This is a genomic window from Actinomadura graeca, from assembly GCF_019175365.1.
Lineage (GTDB): Bacteria > Actinomycetota > Actinomycetes > Streptosporangiales > Streptosporangiaceae > Spirillospora > Spirillospora graeca.
Genome location: NZ_CP059572.1, coordinates 7557556 through 7578240, shown reverse-complemented (window position 1 = coordinate 7578240; position 20685 = coordinate 7557556). Strand labels below are relative to the sequence as shown.

Sequence of the window (20685 nt, the reverse complement as noted above, 5' to 3'; positions counted from 1 at the left end):
AGCGCGGCCGTAGAGTTCCGATCGACATGGACATCGAGCTTCGCGCCTTCGCCGGCCCGCGGGGATGGCCCGCGACCGGCTGCGTCTGCGCCTCCTGCAACCGGCTGCGCCTCGCCGGGATCCGGCACGAACCGGCCAGCGTCGTGATCGACGGGGTGCCGCTGGAGGACTGCGCCCGCGTGCGCGTCCCCGGCGGCCACGACGTGACGGGCGCGGGCGGCGGACGGGCCCTGGTGGCGTCCGGGCCGGGGGCGGCCCCTGAACCGGCCGCGGGCGTGGAGTACGACGCGGTCCTGCTGGACCTCGCCGGTTCGCCCGAGCACCTGGGACGCCTGCGCCATGTGGGTGCGGCCACACCCAAGACGGAGGTCATGGCCGTTCACGTTGACCACCGCATCTCCTCTCCTGCCGAACTGGAACGCCGGATGGCGTTCTGGGAACGCCCTCAGGGCGGTCCGTCGCGGACGCTGCTCCTGGGCGGCACGCGGTCGGGCAAATCCGCCGAAGCCGAACTCCGCCTGGCCGCGTGCCCGGACGTGACATACGTGGCGACCGGCCTGGCCCGCGACGACGACCCCGAATGGAACGCGCGGATCGCCGCGCACCGCGGCCGCCGTCCCGCGTGGTGGCGGACGGTCGAGACCACCGATCTCCCGGGCGCCCTCGCGGCGGCGACGGGCGCGGTGCTCGTGGACGGGATCGGCACGTGGCTCACGGCCGCGATCGACGAGGCCGGCGCCTGGGACGACCCGTCGCGCGTGCGCCCCCGGCTGGAGGAGGTGGTCGCCGCCTGGCGCGGCACCCGCGCGCGCGTGGTCGCGGTCAGCGACGAGGTCGGGCTGTCGCTGGTGCCGGCCACGCCGTCCGGGCGGGCGTTCCGGGACCTGCTCGGCCACCTCAACCAGCGCCTCGCGGCGGAGTCCGAGGAGGCGGCGCTGGTCGTGGCCGGACGCGTCATGGACCTGCCGTGAAGGACGGAGACGCCGCGAAGGCGGGCCTGCGGCTGGCGGTCACCTTTCTCACCATCGTCCCGCTCCCCGCGGGCGGCGGGGCGGAGCGGGTGGACCGGGAGGCCGCCCGCGCCGCCATGCTCCTGGCGCCCGCGGTGGGATTGATCACGGGCGGGGCCGCCGCGCTGGTCCTGCTCGCGGGTGACGCGCTGGGCCTGTCGCCGCTGCTGCGGGCGGCGCTGGCCGTGGCCGTGACGGCGGTGCTCACCCGGGCCCTGCACCTGGACGGGCTGGCCGACCTCGCCGACGGCCTGGGCAGCGGCCGCCCGGCCGCCGAGGCGCTCACGATCATGAAGCGGTCCGACATCGGGCCGTTCGGCGTGGTGACGCTGGTGCTGGTCCTGCTCGCGCAGGTCGCGGCGCTGGCCTCCGCCCCGCACGCCGTGACCGCCGTGCTCGTCGCCGCCGTCACCGGGCGGCTGGCGCTCCCCTGGGCGTGCCGCGCCGCCGTCCCCCCGGCGCGGCCGGGCGGGCTGGGCGCCCTGGTGGCGGGGACCGTGCCCGTCCGCGCGGCGCTGGCGGTGACGGCCGTGGCGATCCTGGCCGCCGCCCTCGCCGGGGCCGCCGCCGGCGGGACCGGCGGCGGCGTGCGCTCCGCCGCCGCGGTCGTCGCGGGCCTGGCGGCCTCCGCGCTCCTGCTGCGTCATGCCGTCCGCCGCCTGGGCGGTGTCACCGGCGACGTCCTCGGCGCCCTGGTCGAGTGCGCCGCGACCGCCGCCCTGGTCACCCTGGCCCGCTGACCGCGGGGCCGGCCAGGCCCCGGCGGGCGTAGGCGCGGACGTCGGCGTCCGGATCCGTCCGGGCCCGCGCCAGCGCCTCGGCGACCTCGGGGAGGGCGGCGTCGCCGTGCAGGAGGCGGGCGGAGCGCAGATGGTCGGACAGGGAGATGACGGCGGCCTTGCGGACGTCCAGGTGCGGGTCGTCCAGGGCCTTCACCAGCGGCCCCGCGGCGATCTCAGGGGCGGCGGGGGCCAGGCCGCGGGCGGCGCCCGCCCGGACCTGCCAGGCCGGGTCGTGGAGGGCGTCCACGGCGGAGGCGTCGAGCGGCGGCGGGCAGCCGACGCCCGCGAGGGCCTCCAGGGCGGCGGCCCTGACCAGGTCGTCCCCGTCCCGGACGAGGACGGCCAGCGCGTCGCCCGCGCCGGGCTCGCCGATGGTGCCCGGCTCGCCGATGGTGCCCGGCTCGCCGATGGTGCCCAGGCCGTGCGCCACGGCCACCCTCACCTCCCGGGAGCCGTCGCGGGCGGCCCGCGCGACCGCCCCGGCCGCGTCGTGGGAGACCAGCCCGCGGACGGCCTGGAGGCGGACGCGGTGGTCGGCGTCGCCCAGGGCCCCGGCGAACACCTCGGGGGTCCCGAGGCGCAGGGCGCGCAGGACGTCCAGGACGGCCGCGCGCACCTGGGCGTCCCGGCCCGTGAGCGCGCACGACAGCGCGACCCGCACGTCCGGGGTGGCCGGGATCACCTCGACCAGTTCCCGCAGCGCCGTCGCGGCGGCGCGGCGCACGGAGCCGTGGGTGTCGGCGAGCGCGACGGCGAGGGCTCCGGCCACGCCCTCGGGGGCCACCTCGGTCAGCGTCGCCACGGCCGCGCGGCGGACCTTCGGGTCCGGGTCGTCCAGGTAGGGGGTGATCGCCCCGACGGGCGGCTCCGTCTCGGCCAGCCGCTGGAGCTCCAGCAGCCGCGGGGATCGTCCGATGGCCATGGCCGGGCGCGCGCCCCCGGCCGCGCCGCCGCCACCCTCCGGTCCGCCCAGTCCGGCGGCGCGGAGGGGCTGCGCGGACGGCGCGAGCACGACCGGCTCGCCCGCGGGCGGGACGGTGAAGCCCTCGACCGGCACCAGGTAGGGCGCGACCGGGCGCTTGACGAACTCCATCGCCCCGTCGTCGCGCCGCCGCAGGTTCAGGTGGTACATCCAGGACGCGTCGTCGCGCTCGGGCAGGTCGGCGCGGTCGTGGTAGAGGCCCCAGCGGCTCTCGGTGCGGGTCAGGGACGAGCGGGCGGCCATCTCCGCGCAGTCGCGGATGAACGACACCTCGGCGCAGCGCATCAGCTCGTGCGGGGTCCGCGCGCCCATCGCCGCGATCTCCGCCTCCATGCGGGTGAACGTCTCGACGGCGATGTCGAGCTTGGCCCGGGTCTTGGGCGGTGCGACGTAGTCGTTGACGAAGCGGCGCAGCTTGTACTCCACCTGCGGCTGCGGCGGCCCGTCCGGATGGCGGAGCGGCCGGTAGATCAGCTCGTGCGCGGCCGCGATCTGGTCCTCGGGCAGCGCCGCCGCGGCCCCCGCGTCCTCCGCCGTGCCGGAAGCGCCGTCGCGGTGGGCGGCGCCGTGCCGGGAAGCGCCGTGGTGGGTGGCGGCGTGCGCGCCCGCCAGGTCGCCGAAGACGAACGCGCCGATCATGTAGTTGTGCGGGACGCAGGCCAGGTCGCCCGCCGCGTACAGGCCGGGGACGGTGGTGCGGGCGTTCTCGTCCACCCAGACGCCCGACGCGGAGTGACCGCCGCACAGCCCGATCTCGGAGATGTGCATCTCCACGTCGTGGGTGCGGTAGTCGTGGCCGCGGCCGCTGTGGAAGGTGCCCCGGGTAGGCCGCTCGGTGGTGTGCAGGATGTCCTCAAGCGCGCTCAGCGTCTCGTCCGGCAGGTGGGTGAGCTTGAGGTAGATGGGGCCGCGTGCGGAGTCGATCTCGCGTTTGACCTCCGACATCATCTGCCCGGACCAGTAGTCGCAGTCCACGAACCGCGTGCCCTCGGCGTTCACCTGGTACCCGCCGAAGGGGTTGGCGACGTAGGCGCACGCGGGACCGTTGTAGTCCTTGATGAGCGGGTTGATCTGGAAGCACTCGATGCCGCTGAGCTCGGCGCCCGCGTGGTAGGCCATCGCGTGGCCGTCACCGGCGTTGGTGGGGTTCTCGTACGTCCCGTACAGGTAGCCGGACGCGGGGAGGCCGAGCCGTCCGCACGCGCCCGTCGCCAGGATCACCGCACCGGCCGACACGGTGACGAACTCGCCGCTGCGGGTGTCGAACCCCACGGCGCCCACCGCGCGGCCGCCGGAGGTGAGGACGCGCACGGGCATCACGCGGTTCTCGATCTGGACCTTCTCCCGGATGGACCGCTGGCGCAGGACCCGGTACAGGACCTTCTTGACGTCCTTGCCCTCCGGCATGGGCAGCACGTAGGCGCCCGACCGGTGGACGCGGCGCACCGCGTACTCGCCGTGCTCGTCCTTCTCGAACTTCACCCCGTAGCGTTCGAGGCGCTTCACCATCGCGAAGCCGCGGGTCGCGGTCTGCCGGACGGTCGCCTGGTCGACGATGCCGTCGTTGGCCCGGGTGATCTCGGCGACGTAGTCCTCGGGGGTGGCCTTGCCGGGGATGACCGCGTTGTTCACGCCGTCCATCCCCATGGCGAGGGCACCGGAGTGCCGGACGTGCGCCTTCTCCAGCAGCAGCACGGTAGCGCCGTGCTCGGCCGCGGTGATCGCGGCCATCGTGCCGGCGGTGCCGCCGCCGACCACCAGCACGTCACAGCGCAGCTCGCGCCGCTCCGCCACGGACGGGACCTCCATCAGACCGCCTCCCTCTCGGTGCGCGCCCCGGGCGCGCCCAGCGCCGCGAGGACCCGGTCGCGGGACACCGGGACGGGGAACTCCGCGGCGACGCCCTCCGCGCCCAGCACGACGATCCGGTGGCCGAGCAGCAGCGCCTCGTCCACGTCGTGCGTGACGAACACGACGGTGGCGGGCGTGTCGGCGAGGACGTCCACCAGCAGGCGCTGCATCGCCGCGCGGGTCTGCGCGTCCAGGGCGCCGAACGGCTCGTCCATGAGGACGGCGCGGGGGCGCGCCGCCAGGGTCCGGGCGATCTGGACGCGCTGCCGCATCCCGCCCGACAGCTCGCGCGGGAGCCGGTCCGCGGCGTCGCCGAGCCCGACCCGTTCGAGCCAGCCCAGGGCGGCGGCACGGCGCGCGGGACGCGGGACTCCGCGCAGCGACAGCGCCAGCTCGACGTTGCGGCGGGCCGTCCGCCAGGGCAGCAGCGCGTCGTCCTGGAAGACGAGCGCGCGGTCGGCGGAGGTGCCGGTGACCGGCTCGCCGTCGGCGAGGACGCGCCCGGACACCACCGGGAGCAGCCCGGCGAACGCCCGCAGCAGCGTGGACTTGCCGCAGCCGGACGGGCCGACGACGACCAGGACCTCCCCGGCCGCGACCGCCAGGTCCAGGCCCGCCACGACGGTGCGGCCGCCGTACCCGAGGCCCACCCCCTCGGCCCGCAGGGACACCGCGCCGCGCCCGCTCCGCGGCGGGACGGCCTTCCACGCCCCCTGTCCGGTCCGGCCCCTCATGAGCGGTCCTCCCTCGGCAGCCACCGGGTGAGCCTGCGGCCGGCCAGCTCCACCGAGGCGGAGGTGAGCCAGCCGAGCAGCCCGATGACCGCCATCCCGACGAGCACGCCGGGGTAGTCGACGATCGTGTACGCCTGCCAGGTGCGGTAGCCGACCCCGAAGTCACCGGAGATCATCTCCGCGGAGATCACGCAGATCCACGCGACGCCCATGCCGATCGACAGGCCGCCGAACACGCCGGGCAGCACCCCCGGCAGCACGACGCGCGCCAGCACCCGCGCCCGGCCCGCGCCGAGCGTGCGCAGCGCGTCCTCCCAGACGAGCGGCAGCGCGTGCACCGCGTGCCGCGTGCTGACCAGGACGGGGAAGAACGCCGCGACGAAGGTGATGAAGACGATGCCCTGCTCGTTCGCGGGGAACAGCAGGATGGCCACCGGCACGAGCGCGATGGCGGGGATCGGGCGGGCCACCTCGAACAGCGGCTGGAGCAGGTCGCCCGCCCAGCGCGAGCGGGCGGTGGCCACGCCGAGCACGACCCCGAGGACCGCGGCCAGCGCGAACCCGGTGAGGATCCGCACGAGGCTCTGCGCGACGTCCTGCCAGAACTGGCCGTGCTCGACCTGCCGCCCGAACTCGCGCAGGACCTCGGCGGGGCCGGGGAAACGGTCGAAGCGGACCCAGAGCCGCACGTCGGCGGCGGTGAGGACCTGCCACAGCACGAGCGCCGCGGCGAGGGACGCCGCCCGCACCGGCCAGCGCAGGAGCCTGGTCATGCGCGTCGCACCGCCTCGTCGTAGGTGACGACCTTGGCACCCGAGTGGGCGGACACGTACTTCTCCGCGCCCTCCCGCGTGGCGAAGGGCTTGAACCTCTTCTCCGCGGCGGCGGACGGGTCCTCCACCCAGACGTCCTTGTCGGCGAACCAGCGCGTCCCGGCCGCGGTGTCGGGGATGTAGACGGCCCGGAGCTGCTTGCCCTCGCCCTTGAGCGCGCGCACGTTCCGCAGCAGGCAGACGGGATCGGCGACGGGACGCGTCGCAGGCTCGCCCTGCACCCACACCTCGCCCGCAGTGGCGGGGTCGTCCACCTTCTTCTTGCAGACCCCGTCGGTGCCGGTGATGGCGGCAGGGTTCGCCGTGGACGCGGCGGCGCCGTCGTAAGAAGGGCCCACGGCCTTCCTGATGTAGGCGTCGTTGACGAAGGGGTCGACCTTCAGCGGCGTCTGGATGACGCCGATCGACTTCAGGAAGGGGACGTCCTGGACGAACGCGTCCCTCAGCGGCTTCTTGATGGTCGGGTCGAACGTCGCGACACCGCCCGCGCCGTTGTAGAGGTAGACCGTCTCCACCGGCAGCCCCGTGCTGGACGCCACCGACTCGGCGGCCTCCACGGGACGGGCGTGCAGGTAGGCGGTCGCGTCGATCTGCGCGCGCAGGAACGCCTGGACGATCTTCTCGTTCTCCCGCGCGTACCGCTTGCGGACGACGACCCCGTGGAACGTCGGCACGCCGAGGTCGCCGCCGTCGTACAGCAGCCTGGCCTGCCCCTTGTCCACCAACAGCCCGGGCCAGGCGACGAACTGGGCGAGAGCGGCCACGCTCCCCGCCTGGAGCGCCGACGCGCCCACCGTGGGCTGCTGGTTCTCGACCTTGAGGTCCTTGGCCGGGTCGAGGCCGTACTTGCGCACGGCCTGGACGAACGTCCCGTGCCCGGCGGACCCGACGCTCGCCGACACGGTCTTGCCTTTCAGGTCGCGCAGCGTCTTGGCCTTGGAGTCGTGGGGGACGACGACGCCGTTCAGCGAACCCCGCAGGTTGTAGCCGGTCACCGACACCCACTCGGTCTCGGCGTCGGGCCCCTGCGCCTGCGACCGCGACCCGTTGATCAGCAGCGGGTAGTCGCCCATCGAGCCGATGTCGATCTTCCCGGCGAGCATCTGCGCGGTGATGGGGGCGCCGGTGTCGTAGTCGCGCCACACGACCGAGTACTTCTTCCCGTCCGGCCCGCCCAGCTCCTTCAGCCGCTTCTCGAAGAAGCCCCGCGAGCGCAGGAGGGTCCCGGCGGTGACCGTGTTGATCGTCTTGGACTGGTACCCCACGACGATCTGGCCGGCGCCGCCGCCGGAGGCGTTGCCCGCGACGGTGCAGCCGGCCAGGAGCGGTACCAGGGCGGCTCCGGCCGCCAGTGTTCTGTTCATCGCAGGCCCCTTAGCGCAGCAGGTACGGCATGTTCACGGTCACGGCACCGGTGGGACACCGGTCGGCGCACGGGCCGCAGTACCAGCACTCGTCCACGTGCATGTACGCCTTGCCGGTCTCGGGGTGGACGGCGAGCGCGTCGAGCGGGCAGACGTCGATGCACAGCGTGCAGCCGTCGATGCAGAGGGCCTCGTCCACGGTCACGGGGACGTCGGCGCGGTGGTCCACAAGGGACATGGGCATCTCCAGATTCGGCGGTCTGGGGCCGGACTCCGGCGAGGCGCGCCCCGCGCCCCGGGAGCGGGTCAGATCCGCGGTCGGTCCGGCGCTCGTGGCCGGTGGTGTCAGGAGCGGCTCATCGAGCCGCTCATCGTGATGCGGTCGCCGCGGAACCGGATGAACTCCAGGTCGACGGGACGGCCGTCCGCGAGGTGCGTCAGGCGCTCCAGCATCAGCAGCGCGGTGCCGCGCGGGGCGTCGAGGGTCGCGGCGGAGTGCGGGTCGGCGTTGACGGCCTCCAGCGTGACCTCGGCCCGGCCGAGCGGCTGCCCGGCGATCCGCTCCAGCAGCACGAAGATGTCGTTGTGGGCGAGGTCCTCGGCGAGCAGCGGCTCGCCGAGGTCGCGGGACACATAGGTCAGGTCGAGCGAGAGCGGCAGCCCGTCGAGCCGCCGGATCCGCTCGATGTAGACGACCGGCTCCCCCTCCGGCAGCGCCAGCCGCGACGAGATCTCCCGGGACGGCGCGATCAGCCCGGTCGTGCGGACCTCGTTGGTGACCACCCCGTGCTCGCGCAGCGTCTCCGCGAGGCCCCGGAGCCGTTCCAGCCCGTGCGGATATTTCTCGGCGACCGCGAGCGTCCCGACGCCCGGGCAGCGTTCGACCAGGCCCTCGGCGCGCAGCAGGTCCAGCGCGGCCCTGACGGTGTTGCGGGACGTGCCGAACTCGCGGACGAGCTCGGCCTCGGCGGGAAGGGCGCCGCCGCGGAACCCGCCGTCCAGCACCTGGCGGCGCAGCACGTCGGCCACCTGCCGGGCCCGGTCGGCACGCAGCCGCCGCGCGTCGGTCAGTGTCAGCGCCTCAGCGGCGGTGTCTCTCCTGGTCACGGGCTTAACCTACTAAAACCATCGGAATAGGTGAATAGGGTTCCCGCTACGCCACCCGGACAATGTGCGAACCGGCGCACGACCTGCGGCGGGACCCTCGCGCGAGGGCGTTCCGCCACCCCTGGCGCGGTCCCGCGCACCTTTGCGGCGCCGCGCCCGGCGCCCCGCGCGCGTTCCGGGAGGGTAAGGCTTGATCCAAAAGGGCGAAACCGGTCACGGGGAGGACTACCATCGTGCTACGTGACGAGCATCAGCCTTGACAGCGCAGCCCCGGCCACACTCGACGTCGACGCGATCGTGATCGGCGTCTCCCCAGCCGAGGCGGGCGCCGTCCCGGCCGCCGGTGCCGAGGGCCTCGACAAGGCCCTGGACGGGCGGCTCGCGGACGCGCTGCGCGCGCTCGGCGCCACCGGCAAGGCCGGCGAGGTCGTCAAGCTCCCCACCCTCGGCGCCGTCCCCGCGACGGTGATCGTGGCCGCCGGGCTCGGCGAGCGCCCCGCCGCCGAGGACCTGCGCCGCGCCGCCGGAGCCGCCCTGCGCGCGCTCGCCGGCAGCACCCGGGTCGCCGTCGCGCTCCCCGCCGCCTCCTCCGGCGAGGTCGAGGCCGTCGCCCTCGGCGCCCTGCTCGGCAACTACTCCTTCGACGCCTTCCGCACCGGCGACGGGCGCAAGACGCCCGCCGAGGAGATCCGGTTGCTGGCCCCCGCCTCCGAAGAGGACGCCGTCGGCCGCGCGCGGATCCTCGCGGCCTCGATCAACCTCGTCCGCGACCTCGTCAACACCCCGCCCTCCCACCTGTCCCCCGAGGACCTCGCCGGCGAGGCCGAGCGGGTCGCCGGGGAGGCGGGCCTGGACGTCGAGGTGCTCGACGAGCGGGCCCTGGTGGAGGGCGGCTACGGCGGCATCGCGGGCGTCGGGCAGGGCTCGGTCAACCCGCCGCGCCTCGTCCGGCTCGCCTACTCCCACCCCGAGGCGTCCAAGACCCTCGCGCTGGTCGGCAAGGGCATCACCTTCGACTCCGGCGGCCTGTCGCTCAAGCCCTCCGAGGCCATGGACTGGATGAAGTCCGACATGGGCGGCGCGGGCGCGGTGCTCGGCGCGCTCCAGGCCATCGCCGGGCTCCGCCCCAAGGTCAACGTCGTCGGCTACCTGGCCATCGCCGAGAACATGCCGAGCGGCACCGCGCAGCGCCCGTCGGACGTGCTGCGCATCTACGGCGGCAAGACCGTCGAGGTCCTCAACACCGACGCCGAGGGCCGCCTCGTCATGGCCGACGCCATCGTCCGCGCCGGCGAGGACTCCCCCGACCTGCTGGTGGACGTGGCGACGCTGACCGGCGCGCAGCTCGTCGCGCTCGGCACCCGGACCACCGGGGTCATGGCCAACGACGACGCCGTCCGTGAGAAGGTGGTCGCGGCGGCCGGCCGCGCGGGGGAGGCGTCCTGGGGCATGCCGCTGCCCGCGGAACTGCGCAAGGGCCTGGACTCCGCGGTCGCCGACATCGCCAACATCAGCGGCGAGCGCTGGGGCGGCATGCTGGTGGCCGGGGTCTTCCTCCAGGAGTTCGTGCCCGACGGCGTGAAGTGGGCGCACCTCGACATCGCCGGCCCGTCCTTCCACAAGGGCGAGCCGTACGGGTACACCCCGAAGGGCGGCACGGGCGCGGCCACCCGCACGCTCGTCCAGATCGCCGAGGACCTCGCCGACGGAACCCTTTAGGGGCCGCCGTAGGTCACCGGGGTGACAAGCTACTAGGTTTGCTTGTGGCGGAGGGGCCCGGCGCCTGCGCGCCCCGCCCCGCCCAAGGCGCCGCGGCCCACGTGGCGCCAAGACCGGGAAAGGGAGCGTCCAGTGGCCAACAGCGGCCCCTTCGACATCGTCGTCCTCGGTGCCGGCAGCGGCGGGTACGCGTGCGCGCTGCGCGCCGCCGAGCTCGGCAAATCGGTCGCGCTCGTCGAGCGGGACGAGTCCCTCGGCGGCACCTGCCTCAACCGCGGCTGCATCCCCACCAAGGCCCTCCTGCACGCGGCCGAGGTCGCCGACCAGACCCGCGAGGCCGCGAGGTTCGGCGTGAAGGCGGCGTTCGAGGGCATCGACGTCGCGGGCGTCAACGCCTACAAGGACAAGGTCGTCTCGACGACCGTCAAGGGCCTCACCGGGCTGATCAAGTCCCGGGGCATCGAGGTCGTGCACGGCACCGGCCGCCTCACCGGCCCCACCACCGTCGAGGTCACGACCGGCGACGGGCGGGTCCGGGCGCTGGAGGGCGCCCACATCGTCCTCGGGACGGGCTCGGCGCCCAAGTCGCTGCCCGGCCTGGACATCGACGGCGAGCGCGTCATCTCCAGCGACCACGCGCTGCGCCTGGAGCACGTCCCCGGCTCCGTGGTCATCCTCGGCGGCGGCGTGATCGGCGTGGAGTTCGCCAGCGTCTGGCGCTCGTTCGGCGCCGAGGTCACGATCGTCGAGGCGCTCCCCCACCTGCTGCCGCTGGAGGAGGAGTCCAGCTCCAAGCGGCTGGAGCGGGCGTTCCGCAAGCGCGGCATCAAATACGAGCTCGGCACGCGCTTCGAGAGCGCCAAGCCCACCCAGGGCGGCGTGTCGGTCACCCTGGAGGGCGGCACGACCATCGACGCGGAGATCCTGCTGGTCGCCGTCGGCCGCGGCCCGGTCTCCGACGGCATCGGCCTGGCCGAGGCGGGCGTGGAGACCGAGCGCGGCTTCGTCAAGGTCGACGAGTTCTGCCGGACGAGCGTCCCCACGATCTCGGCGGTCGGCGACCTGATCCCGACGCCGCAGCTGGCCCACGTCGGCTTCGCCGAGGGCATCCTCGTCGCCGAGCGGCTCGGCGGGCTCACCCCGCCCCCGATCGACTACGACGGCGTGCCCCGCATCACCTACTCCGACCCCGAGGTCGCGTCGGTGGGCATCACCACCGCCGTCGCCCGGGAGCGCGGTTACGAGGTCAAGGAGGTCACCTACGACCTGGCCGGCAACCCCAAGAGCAAGATCCTGGGGACGCAGGGCGAGGTCAAGGTGATCGCCGCAGTGGACGGCCCCGTCCTTGGCCTGCACATGGTCGGCGCACGCGTCGGCGAGCTCATCGCGGAGGGTCAGCTCATCTACAACTGGGAGGCGTTGCCCGGCGAGGTCGCCCAGCTGATCCACCCCCACCCGACCCAGTCCGAGGCGGTCGGCGAGGCGCATCTCGCGCTCGCCGGCAAGCCACTGCACGTGCACGGCTGAACGCCGCGCAGTATTACTCGAAGGAGTCGCTGAGAGCCATGCCGGTCTCCGTCACTATGCCCCAGCTCGGAGAGAGCGTCACCGAGGGCACCGTCACCCGCTGGTTGAAGAAGGAGGGTGAGCGCGTCGAGACCGACGAGCCGCTTCTCGAGGTATCGACCGACAAGGTCGACACCGAGATCCCTTCACCCGCCTCCGGCGTCCTGACCAGCATCACCGTCGCCGAGGACGAGACGGTCGAGGTCGGGGCCGAACTCGCGATCATCGGTGACGAGGGCGACGCGCCGTCCGGCGGCGGCGCCCCGGCCGGGCAGGAGGCCCCCGAGCAGGAGGCCGCCCCGCAGGACGCGCCGCGGCAGGAGGCGCCGGAGCCGCCCGCGCAGCAGGCGCCCCAGCAGCAGGCGCCGCAGGGCCCGCCGCCCGCCTCGTGGCCGCCGCCCGCCCAGCAGCAGCCCCCGGCGCCCCCGGCGCCCGCTCCGGCACCGCAGCAGTCGGCGCCCGCGCCGGCCCCGGCGGCGCAGCAGCCCCCGGCGCAGGAGGCCGCCCCCTCCGGCGACGGCCCGTACGTGACGCCGCTGGTCCGCAAGCTCGCCGCCGAGCACGAGGTCGACCTGACCACGGTGAAGGGCACCGGCGTCGGCGGACGCATCCGCAAGCAGGACGTCCTGGAGGCCGCCCGCGCAGCCCAGGCCGCCCGGCAGGCCGCGCCCGCCGCCCCGCAGGCCCCCGCCGCGCCCGCGGCGCCCGCCGCGCAGGCCCAGCCCGCCCAGCAGGCCGGCCGGCACGCCGCCCCGGCGCCCGCGGGCGCCCCGGCCGAGCAGCTCGCGCTGCGCGGCCGCACCGAGAAGATGTCGCGGATCCGGCAGACGATCGCCCGCCGGATGGTGGAGTCGCTGCAGGTCTCCGCGCAGCTCACCACCGTGGTCGAGGTGGACATCACCAAGATCGCCCGGCTGCGGGACCGCGCCAAGGCCGACTTCCAGGCCCGCGAGGGCGTCAAGCTGTCGTTCCTGCCGTTCTTCGCGCTGGCGGCGGTCGAGGCCCTCAAGGCGCACCCGAAGGTCAACGCCGTCATCGACAGCGAGACCAACGAGGTCACCTACCACGACGTGGAGAACCTCGGCATGGCCGTGGACGTGCCCGAGCGCGGCCTCATGGTCCCGGTCGTGCACAACGCCGGCCAGCTCAACCTCGGCGGCCTCGCGCAGCGGATCGCCGACCTCGCCGAGCGGACCCGCACCAACCGGGTGAGCCCCGACGAGCTGTCGGGCGGCACGTTCACGCTGACCAACACCGGCAGCCGCGGCGCGCTGTTCGACACCCCCATCCTCAACCAGCCGCAGGTCGGCATGCTCGGCACCGGCGCCGTCGTCAAGCGCCCCGCCGTCATCGACGACCCCGACCTCGGCGAGGTCATCGCCGTCCGCTCGATGGTCTACCTGGCCCTGACCTACGACCACCGCCTGATCGACGGCGCCGACGCCGCCCGCTTCCTCGGCACGATCAAGCACCGCCTGGAGGAGGGCAACTTCGAGGCCGACCTCGGCCTGTGACACCGGCCTGACACGGCGTCCGCGCCCCGGACGCCCCCGGAGACCCGCCGCTCCCGCGCGGAGCGGCGGGGTCCGTGTGTCCGGGAAAACCCTGGAAGGGCGGGAACCTCCCGGGATGGTGGACGGCGTCGGCTTAGGCTGGGGACCATGAAAGTGACCGTGACGGGCTCTTCGGGCCTGATCGGGTCCGCGCTCGTGAGGTCGCTGCGCGCGGACGGACACGACGTCGTGCGGCTCGTGCGGCGGGAGACCACCGCCGCGGACGAGGCGCGGTGGTCCCCGCCCGACGGATGCGTGGAGGCGGCGGCCGTGAACGACGCCGACGCCGTCGTGCACCTGGCCGGCGCGGGCGTCGGCGACCGTCCGTGGACGGCGGCCTACAAACGGCGGATCAGGGAGAGCAGGCTCGTCGGCACCCGGACGCTCGCCGAGGCCATCGCGGCGGCGGACCGGCGGCCCCCCGTGCTGGTCTGCGGGTCGGCGATCGGGTACTACGGCGACACCGGCGGCCGGGCGGTCGACGAGAAGGCGGGCATGGGCCGCGGGTTCCTCGCCGAGCTCGTGCGCGACTGGGAGGCCGCGGCGACGCCCGCCCGGGAGGTCGGCGTCCGGGTCGTCCACCCGCGGGCGGGCGTGGTGCTGGCGCGGACGGGCGGCCTCCTCGGCCGCACGCTCCCGCTGTTCCGGCTCGGCCTCGGCGGCAGGCTCGGCGACGGCCGGCAGTGGACCAGCTGGATCTCCCTGGACGACCAGGTCGCGGCGCTGCGCTTCCTCCTCGACCGGGAGATCGCGGGGCCGGTGAACGTCACCGCGCCGAACCCGGTGACGAACGAGGACTACACGCGGGCCCTCGGCCACGCGCTCGGGCGGCCCGCCCGCCTCACCGTCCCGAAGTTCGCGCTGCGGGCCGCGCTGCGCGGGTTCGCCGACGAAGGACCGCTGGTCAGCCAGCGGGTCCTGCCGCGGCGGCTGGAGGAGGCGGGGTTCCGGTTCGCGCACGCCGAGCTCGGCGCGGCCCTTGACGCGGTCCTGTGACTCTCAAGAAACGTCAAAGTCGGGCCCGGTCCCGATCAGCGGCCATACGGTGACAATGAGACACCGGGCCCAGAGGAGGGTGAATGAGCACCGACGGACAGCCGCACATCCTCGCGATCGGCGGCGGGACCTTCGTCCCGGACGGCCGGGAGGGACTGTCCCCGAGCCCGCTGCTGCGCTACGCGCTGGACCTGACCGGCCAGGACCGTCCGAGGGTCTGCTTCCTGACGACGGCGGTCGGTGACGGCGACGCCTACATCGCGCGCTTCTACGCCGCGTTCTCCTCGATGGACGCCGAGGTCAGCCACCTCGCGCTGTTCCCGATGCCGAACGTGCCGGACATGCGCGCCCACCTGCTCACCCAGGACCTGGTGTACGTGTCCGGCGGCAGCGTCGCGAACCTGCTCGCCCTGTGGCGCCTGCACGGCCTCGACGAGATCATGCGCGAGGCGTGGCACGAGGGCGTGGTCCTGTCCGGGCAGAGCGCGGGCGCGCTGTGCTGGCACGTGGGCGGCAACACCGACTCCTACGGCCCCCAGCTCCGTCCGCTGACGGACGGGCTCGGGTTCCTGCCGTACTCGTGCGGCGTGCACTACGACAGCGACCCGCAGCGCCGCCCGCTGCTCCAGCAGCTCGTCGGCGAGGGAACCCTCCCCGGCGGGTACGCGGCGGACGAGTCGGTCGCCCTGCACTACGTCGGGACGGAGTTCGTCCAGGCCGTGTCGTACCGGCCGGAGGCGGGCGCCTACCGGCTGGAGCCGGACGGCCCGGGCACCGCCAAGGAGGCCCGCCTGGAGCCGCGGCTGCTGGCGGCCCTGTAAGTAAGCTGGCGGGCGTGAGCGATGTAGACGTACGCGAGGCGCCCCAGTCCATCGGAACCGCCGGGGAGCGGCCGCCCGGTCCCGGGCCCGGTCCCGGCACAGGCGGGCTGGTGGTCGTCCACGTGGGGTTCGGGACGGCCGCCGTCCCGTACATGGACGGCTGGGCTCTGCAGAAGCGCACCCACGCCCTGCGGATCGCCGAGGAGATCCCCGACACCGTCCTGCTGATGGAGCACGAGCCGGTGTACACGGCCGGCAAGCGCACCGGGGCGGCCGACCGCCCGCTCGGCGACCCCGGCGCCCCCGTCGTGGACGTCGACCGCGGCGGCAAGATCACCTGGCATGGCCCGGGGCAGCTGACCGGCTACCCGATCGTGCGGCTCCCCGACCCCGTCGACGTGGTCGCGTACGTGCGGCTGCTGGAGGAGATGATGACGGGCGTCTGCGCCGAGCTCGGCCTGGACACCCACACCGTCGAGGGCCGCAGCGGGCTGTGGGTCTCCGGGACCCCCGACCGCAAGATCGGCTCCATCGGCATCCGGGTCTCGCAGGGCGTGACGATGCACGGCTTCCAGCTCAACTGCGACAACGACATGGGCTGGTTCGACAAGATCGTCCCTTGCGGGATCCGGGACGCGGGCTCCACGAGCCTCAGCCGCGAGCTTGGCCGCACGGTCACGGTCGCTGAGGTCACCCCGCTGGCCGAGCAGCACCTGGCCCGGGTCCTCGGGGCCGCGGGCACCGTCCACCGCCCCGTGGGCTCGCTCCCGGCGCGGTGACGCCCGGCGGGCCGCCGGGGCGGGGTCAGGACCGGGGGGCCATCACCTTGTAGACGGCCTGGCCGCCGGTCGCCGCCGCGGTGAAGAAGGCGGTCAGGCCCTCGTAGGCGGGTTTGAGGACGCGGTCGCGGGCCGCGTCGTCGAGGTCGCGGGCGTCCTGCACCCCCGCCTCGGCCATCGCCGCCGGGTCGTACCGCCCGGCGACAGCGCCGAACGGCGTCGCGGCCAGGTGGTCCGCGGCGGGCTTGACGCGCTCGGGCGCCAGGAAGATCACGTCCATGCCGAGCTCGTCGGCGCCGTCCTCGGTGAGGAGCCGCCCGCCGCACACCGCGTCCGCCTCGGGCTGGCGTCCCTCCCAGGGGTCGCCGGTGACGAGGTAGTGCATCGCCTGCCAGGCGGCACCGAGATCGAACAGCTCCGAGGCGCTCCGGCGGCGCCAGTCGGGGGTGCCGAAGATGTGGCGGGCGATGCGGCCGGGATCCGGCTCCCCCTCCAGCACCGGCGGCACCCTGAGGTACGACATTGCCAGACCCACTGCGGTCCTCCTGCTAACGCTGTTGCGTGACGACAGGGAGTCACCCTAGAGAGATCCACTGCCGCCAACGACGGAAACACGCGAATCGGCAAGGCGAAACCGGGTCTTGTCACGCGTTCGAGATCGCTCCGATACGTCTTCGAGCCCGGACGGGCGCGGCGGGGGCCGGATGTGCCGGTGCCGCCGGCCGCGACGTACCCTGAACGGGTGACGACGGTGACACCTGAGGGGCGCAGGCTCCTGCGCATCGAGGCCCGCAACAGCCAGACCCCCATCGAGCGCAAGCCCGAATGGATCAAGACGCGGCTGAAGATGGGCCCGCAGTACCGGGAGCTCACGGGCCTGGTGAAGTCCGAGGGCCTGCACACGGTGTGCCAGGAGGCGGGCTGCCCCAACATCTTCGAATGCTGGGAGGACCGCGAGGCCACCTTCCTCATCGGCGGCGACCAGTGCACCCGCCGCTGCGACTTCTGCCAGATCGACACGGGCAGGCCCGCCGAGCTCGACCGGGACGAGCCGCGCCGCGTCGCCGAGTCCGTGGCGACGATGGGCCTGAAGTACGCCACCGTCACCGGCGTCGCCCGCGACGACCTGGAGGACGGCGGCGCCTGGCTGTACGCCGAGACCGTCCGGCGGATCCACGCGGCGGTCCCCGGCTGCGGCGTCGAGCTGCTGATCCCCGACTTCAACGCCGACCCCGGGCAGCTCGCCGAGGTCTTCTCGTCCCGCCCCGAGGTGCTGGCGCACAACGTGGAGACCGTCCCGCGGATCTTCAAGCGCATCCGCCCCGGGTTCCGCTACGAGCGCTCCCTGGAGGTCATCACCCGGGCACGCGAGGACGGGCTGGTCACCAAGTCCAACCTGATCCTCGGCATGGGCGAGACCCGCGAGGAGGTCTCCGCCGCGCTGCGCGACCTGTACGAGGCCGGGTGCGAGCTGATCACCATCACCCAGTACCTGCGGCCGAGCCCCCGCCACCACCCGGTCGAGCGGTGGGTGAAGCCGGAGGAGTTCGTCGAGCTGTCCGCCGAGGCCGAGGAGATCGGGTTCGCCGGTGTCATGTCGGGGCCGCTCGTCCGGTCGAGCTACCGCGCCGGGCGCCTCTACAAGCAGGCGATCGAGGCCCGCGAGGGGTGACGGCCCGGCGCCCCGGGGAGGGGCCGGGGCGGTCGGAACGGGGCCTTCGGCACGACTATCCTTGATTGCATGACGAAACAGCCCACGGACGGGGCCCAGGAGCGTCCGGGCCGCCTCAAGCAGATCCGCATGGTCGCCCAGGTCCTCCGGCAGGCGGATCCGAAGGCCCTCCCGATCGTCTTCGCCTCGGCGATCGGCACCCTGGTCGTCGTCGTCCTGGTCGGGCTGTTCATCGGCCAGCTCTGGTTCTTCGTCCCGCTCGGGATCCTCGCGGCGTTCGCCGTCGGCATGATCGTCTTCGGCCAGCTGGCACAGCGGGCGCAGTACAAGGTGATCTCCGGGCAGCCGGGCGCGGCCGCCGCGATCCTGAAGAACATGCGCGGCGGCTGGACGGTCACCGAGGCGGTGAGCGGCAACCGCAACCTCGACATGGTGCACCGCGCGGTCGGCCGCGCGGGCGTGGTGCTGGTGTCGGAGGGCCCCCGCAACCGCGTCGGTCAGCTCCTCGGCGCGGAGAAGAAGCGCATCTCCCGCGCCGCCCAGCAGGTCCCGATCTACGACGTGCAGGTCGGCGAGGACGAGGGCCAGGTCCCGGTCGACAAGCTGCAGCGGCACCTGATGAAGCTGCCGCGCAACCTCACCAAGGGCCAGGTGTCGGAGCTGAACGACCGGCTCCAGGCGCTGCCGCGCTCCATGCAGATGCCGAAGGGCCCGATGCCGAAGGGCGCCAAGATGCCGAAGGGCCCCAAGCCGAAGATGCGCTGAGCACGGCCCAGCGTGGGCGCGGCCCTACAGGCCCACGACCACGGTGTTCGCCGCCCGGTCGTGCAGGCCGCGGTAGTCCCGGTCCCACAGCAGCGCGGGGATGACCAGGAGGAGCAGCGCCGCCCGGGCCAGCGACCAGCCGAGCCCCACCGGGCGCCCGTCCACCCGGACGACCCGGATCCCGCACAGCCGCTTGCCGAGCGTCGTGCCCGCGGCGCCGGTCAGCAGCCACGCCTGGATCCCGAAGATGATCAGCGTCCACAGGCTGCGCTGGGACGGCGACCAGTCCAGCGTCCGCGCGAGCAGGCTCGCGACGAGCATCGACAGCCCCCAGTCGACGAAGAGCGCGACCAGCCTGCGTCCGTAGCCCGCGACGGCCCCGCTTCCGCTCCCCGGAAGCCCGAGCCGCTCCCCCGGCTGTCCGAGATCGGCCCCCGCCGCGCGCGCGCCGCTGAGCCAGGTCTGCGTCCACCGCGCGTCCCGCTGCTTGCCACTGGTCATGTCCCTACGCTATCCGGTCACTCCACGGGGTTCCGCCCCACCGTCCCGGGGCAGAGATCAGGCTGTGACGGCGTAACACGGCCGAAACACATGGGACACGGCCGGGAAACGGCGCGTCCGTAGCCTGCAGAAACCCCCACGAGCGCCCCAAGGAGGCGGCATGTTCAGCAGCGCCGAAGAGGTCCTGGGCTTCATCAGGAACGAAGGAGTCCGGTTCGTCGACTGCCGGTTCGTGGACCTGCCGGGCAAGATGCAGCACTTCACCTTCCCGGTGGAGAGCTTCGGCGAGAGCGTCTTCAGCGAGGGGCTGATGTTCGACGGCTCGTCGGTCCGCGGATTCCAGGAGATCCACGAGTCCGACATGCTGCTGCTCCCCGACCCGTCCACCGCGGTGGTCGACCCGTTCCGCCAGCACAAGACGCTGATCCTGAACTTCTTCGTCCACGACCCCCTGACGGGCGAGCCCTACAGCCGCGACCCCCGCAACGTCGCCAAGAAGGCGCAGGACTACCTGCGCGGCACCGGCATCGCCGACACCTGTTACTTCGGGCCCGAGGCCGAGTTCTACATCTTCGACGACGTCCGGTTCGAGACGAAGCAGAACGCCGGCTACTACTACCTCGACTCCATCGAGGGCGCCTGGAACACCGGACGCGAGGAGAGCGGCGGCAACCTCGGCGCCAAGCCCCCCTACAAGGGCGGGTACTTCCCCGTCCCGCCGATGGACCACTACACCGACCTGCGCTCGGAGATGGTCGCGCAGCTCCTGACGTCGGGCATCCACGTCGAGATGCAGCACCACGAGGTGGGCACCGCGGGCCAGGCGGAGATCGACTTCAGGTTCGACACCCTCCTGCAGACCGCCGACCAGCTCATGCTCTACAAGTACATCGTCAAGAACGTCGCCCGCGACGCGGGCAAGACCGTCACGTTCATGCCGAAGCCGATCTTCGGCGACAACGGCTCCGGGATGCACTGCCACCAGTCCCTCTGGAAGGACGGCTCGCCGCTCTTCTACGACGAGGTCGGCTACGCGGGCCTGTCCGACAGCGCCCGCTACTACATCGGCGGCCTGCTCAAGCACGCCCCGTCCCTGCTGGCCTTCACGAACCCGACGGTCAACAGCTACCACCGCCTCGTCCCGGGCTATGAGGCCCCGGTCAACCTGGTCTACTCCCAGCGCAACCGCTCGGCCTGCATCCGCGTCCCGATCACCGGTTCCAACCCCAAGGCCAAGCGCATCGAGTTCCGCGTCCCCGACCCGTCCTGCAACCCGTACCTGGCCTTCTCCGCCATGCTCATGGCCGGCCTGGACGGCATCAAGAACAAGATCGAACCCGCGGACCCGGTCGACAAGGACCTCTACGAGCTCCCACCCGAGGAGGCCCGCGCCATCCCGCAGGTCCCCGGCAGCCTCCCCGAGGTCCTCGCCGCCCTGGAGGCCGACCACGAGTACCTCCTCGAAGGCGGCGTCTTCACCCCCGACCTCATCGACACCTACATCACGATGAAGAACGAGTTCGAGATCGACCCCATCCGCCTCCGCCCGCACCCCCACGAGTTCGAGCTCTACTACGACATCTAGGACCAAGGGGCGCGCTGACCTGGCCGAACATCAGCGCGCCCCTACCTGGTTCCGGCTCAGTTAGG

19 protein-coding genes are annotated in these 20685 nt (G+C 73.7%); 11 read left to right on the top strand and 8 right to left on the bottom strand.

The window, feature by feature from the left end; all coding sequences use genetic code 11:
* The first annotated feature begins 26 nt into the window (after positions 1–26).
* Both AGRA3207_RS33700 and AGRA3207_RS33695 read left to right on the top strand, forming a co-directional pair.
* A complete protein-coding gene (locus AGRA3207_RS33700) occupies positions 27–971 on the top strand; it encodes a bifunctional adenosylcobinamide kinase/adenosylcobinamide-phosphate guanylyltransferase (protein ID WP_231331159.1) in 945 nt (314 codons plus the stop codon).
* Complete coding sequence (locus AGRA3207_RS33695) at positions 968–1750, top strand: adenosylcobinamide-GDP ribazoletransferase (protein WP_231331158.1); 783 nt, start codon at positions 968–970, stop codon at positions 1748–1750. The genes AGRA3207_RS33700 and AGRA3207_RS33695 overlap by 4 nt, the downstream gene beginning before the upstream one ends.
* Here AGRA3207_RS33695 and AGRA3207_RS33690 read toward each other — a convergent pair.
* From AGRA3207_RS33690 to AGRA3207_RS33665, 6 genes are all read right to left on the bottom strand, one after another.
* The gene (locus tag AGRA3207_RS33690; protein WP_231331157.1) at positions 1734–4583 is read right to left on the bottom strand and encodes a fumarate reductase/succinate dehydrogenase flavoprotein subunit; all 2850 of its coding nucleotides are present in this window, start codon (positions 4581–4583) and stop codon (positions 1734–1736) included. The genes AGRA3207_RS33695 and AGRA3207_RS33690 overlap by 17 nt on opposite strands.
* Positions 4583–5359 carry an ABC transporter ATP-binding protein gene (locus AGRA3207_RS33685; protein WP_231331156.1) on the bottom strand — a complete coding sequence of 259 codons (777 nt, stop codon included), beginning with the start codon at positions 5357–5359 and terminating at the stop codon, positions 4583–4585. Before AGRA3207_RS33685 ends, AGRA3207_RS33690 begins: the two co-directional genes overlap by 1 nt.
* Entirely contained in the window at positions 5356–6132 is a 777-nt protein-coding gene (locus AGRA3207_RS33680) for an ABC transporter permease (protein ID WP_231331155.1), read from the bottom strand. Before AGRA3207_RS33680 ends, AGRA3207_RS33685 begins: the two co-directional genes overlap by 4 nt.
* Positions 6129–7556, bottom strand: coding sequence for an ABC transporter substrate-binding protein (locus AGRA3207_RS33675; protein WP_231331154.1), 1428 nt, complete (start codon positions 7554–7556; stop codon positions 6129–6131). Before AGRA3207_RS33675 ends, AGRA3207_RS33680 begins: the two co-directional genes overlap by 4 nt.
* 10 nt (positions 7557–7566) lie before the next feature.
* Entirely contained in the window at positions 7567–7794 is a 228-nt protein-coding gene (locus tag AGRA3207_RS33670; RefSeq protein ID WP_231331153.1) for a 4Fe-4S dicluster domain-containing protein, read from the bottom strand.
* Between the two features lie 107 nt (positions 7795–7901).
* A complete protein-coding gene (locus AGRA3207_RS33665) occupies positions 7902–8663 on the bottom strand; it encodes a GntR family transcriptional regulator (protein WP_231331152.1) in 762 nt (253 codons plus the stop codon).
* Between the two features lie 240 nt (positions 8664–8903).
* Between AGRA3207_RS33665 and AGRA3207_RS33660 the strand changes: the two genes are divergently transcribed.
* The 6 genes from AGRA3207_RS33660 (at position 8904) to lipB (ending at position 16097) form a co-directional block, all read left to right on the top strand.
* Positions 8904–10382 carry a leucyl aminopeptidase gene (locus AGRA3207_RS33660; RefSeq protein ID WP_231331151.1) on the top strand — a complete coding sequence of 493 codons (1479 nt, stop codon included), beginning with the start codon at positions 8904–8906 and terminating at the stop codon, positions 10380–10382.
* A 132-nt stretch (positions 10383–10514) separates the two neighbouring features.
* A complete protein-coding gene (gene lpdA, locus AGRA3207_RS33655) occupies positions 10515–11909 on the top strand; it encodes a dihydrolipoyl dehydrogenase (protein WP_231331150.1) in 1395 nt (464 codons plus the stop codon).
* Between the two features lie 38 nt (positions 11910–11947).
* Positions 11948–13462 carry a 2-oxoglutarate dehydrogenase, E2 component, dihydrolipoamide succinyltransferase gene (sucB, locus tag AGRA3207_RS33650; protein WP_231331149.1) on the top strand — a complete coding sequence of 505 codons (1515 nt, stop codon included), beginning with the start codon at positions 11948–11950 and terminating at the stop codon, positions 13460–13462.
* Positions 13463–13609: 147 nt separating this feature from the next.
* On the top strand, positions 13610–14497 hold the full coding sequence (locus tag AGRA3207_RS33645) for a TIGR01777 family oxidoreductase (RefSeq protein WP_231331148.1): 888 nt from the start codon (positions 13610–13612) through the stop codon (positions 14495–14497).
* Positions 14498–14580: 83 nt separating this feature from the next.
* Entirely contained in the window at positions 14581–15318 is a 738-nt protein-coding gene (locus tag AGRA3207_RS33640; RefSeq protein WP_231331147.1) for a Type 1 glutamine amidotransferase-like domain-containing protein, read from the top strand.
* A 152-nt stretch (positions 15319–15470) separates the two neighbouring features.
* Positions 15471–16097 (top strand): lipoyl(octanoyl) transferase LipB, encoded by a 627-nt coding sequence (lipB, locus tag AGRA3207_RS33635; RefSeq protein ID WP_231336477.1) that lies wholly within the window; start codon positions 15471–15473, stop codon positions 16095–16097.
* Positions 16098–16122: 25 nt separating this feature from the next.
* Here lipB and AGRA3207_RS33630 read toward each other — a convergent pair whose 3' ends face one another.
* Positions 16123–16632 (bottom strand): YfbM family protein, encoded by a 510-nt coding sequence (locus tag AGRA3207_RS33630; protein ID WP_231331146.1) that lies wholly within the window; start codon positions 16630–16632, stop codon positions 16123–16125.
* Between the two features lie 207 nt (positions 16633–16839).
* Here AGRA3207_RS33630 and lipA point away from each other — a divergent pair, with 207 nt between their 5' ends.
* Together lipA and AGRA3207_RS33620 are read left to right on the top strand one after the other, a co-directional pair.
* The gene (lipA, locus tag AGRA3207_RS33625; RefSeq protein ID WP_231331145.1) at positions 16840–17769 is read left to right on the top strand and encodes a lipoyl synthase; all 930 of its coding nucleotides are present in this window, start codon (positions 16840–16842) and stop codon (positions 17767–17769) included.
* Positions 17770–17838: 69 nt separating this feature from the next.
* On the top strand, positions 17839–18534 hold the full coding sequence (locus AGRA3207_RS33620) for a DUF4191 domain-containing protein (protein WP_231331144.1): 696 nt from the start codon (positions 17839–17841) through the stop codon (positions 18532–18534).
* Between the two features lie 24 nt (positions 18535–18558).
* Here the strand turns inward: AGRA3207_RS33620 and AGRA3207_RS33615 are convergent, their stop codons facing one another.
* Positions 18559–19035, bottom strand: a complete 477-nt coding sequence (locus AGRA3207_RS33615; RefSeq protein ID WP_231331143.1) for an RDD family protein — start codon at positions 19033–19035, stop codon at positions 18559–18561.
* Between the two features lie 160 nt (positions 19036–19195).
* Here AGRA3207_RS33615 and glnA point away from each other — a divergent pair, with 160 nt between their 5' ends.
* Positions 19196–20620: a type I glutamate--ammonia ligase gene (glnA, locus tag AGRA3207_RS33610; protein WP_231331142.1), complete on the top strand. Its 1425-nt coding sequence runs from the start codon at positions 19196–19198 to the stop codon at positions 20618–20620.
* Positions 20621–20685: the final 65 nt, after the last annotated feature.

Bases quoted from the DNA above. Each gene is read 5' to 3' on its own strand.
- AGRA3207_RS33700 (WP_231331159.1), top strand. From the start codon at position 27: ATGGACATCGAGCTTCGCGCCTTCGCCGGCCCGCGGGGATGGCCCGCG.
- AGRA3207_RS33690 (WP_231331157.1), bottom strand. From the start codon at position 4,583: ATGGAGGTCCCGTCCGTGGCGGAGCGGCGCGAGCTGCGCTGTGACGTG.
- AGRA3207_RS33685 (WP_231331156.1), bottom strand. From the start codon at position 5,359: ATGAGGGGCCGGACCGGACAGGGGGCGTGGAAGGCCGTCCCGCCGCGG.
- AGRA3207_RS33680 (WP_231331155.1), bottom strand. From the start codon at position 6,132: ATGACCAGGCTCCTGCGCTGGCCGGTGCGGGCGGCGTCCCTCGCCGCG.
- AGRA3207_RS33675 (WP_231331154.1), bottom strand. From the start codon at position 7,556: ATGAACAGAACACTGGCGGCCGGAGCCGCCCTGGTACCGCTCCTGGCC.
- AGRA3207_RS33670 (WP_231331153.1), bottom strand. From the start codon at position 7,794: ATGTCCCTTGTGGACCACCGCGCCGACGTCCCCGTGACCGTGGACGAG.
- sucB (WP_231331149.1), top strand. From the start codon at position 11,948: ATGCCGGTCTCCGTCACTATGCCCCAGCTCGGAGAGAGCGTCACCGAG.
- AGRA3207_RS33645 (WP_231331148.1), top strand. From the start codon at position 13,610: ATGAAAGTGACCGTGACGGGCTCTTCGGGCCTGATCGGGTCCGCGCTC.
- AGRA3207_RS33640 (WP_231331147.1), top strand. From the start codon at position 14,581: ATGAGCACCGACGGACAGCCGCACATCCTCGCGATCGGCGGCGGGACC.
- lipB (WP_231336477.1), top strand. From the start codon at position 15,471: ATGGACGGCTGGGCTCTGCAGAAGCGCACCCACGCCCTGCGGATCGCC.
- AGRA3207_RS33620 (WP_231331144.1), top strand. From the start codon at position 17,839: ATGACGAAACAGCCCACGGACGGGGCCCAGGAGCGTCCGGGCCGCCTC.
- AGRA3207_RS33615 (WP_231331143.1), bottom strand. From the start codon at position 19,035: ATGACCAGTGGCAAGCAGCGGGACGCGCGGTGGACGCAGACCTGGCTC.
- glnA (WP_231331142.1), top strand. From the start codon at position 19,196: ATGTTCAGCAGCGCCGAAGAGGTCCTGGGCTTCATCAGGAACGAAGGA.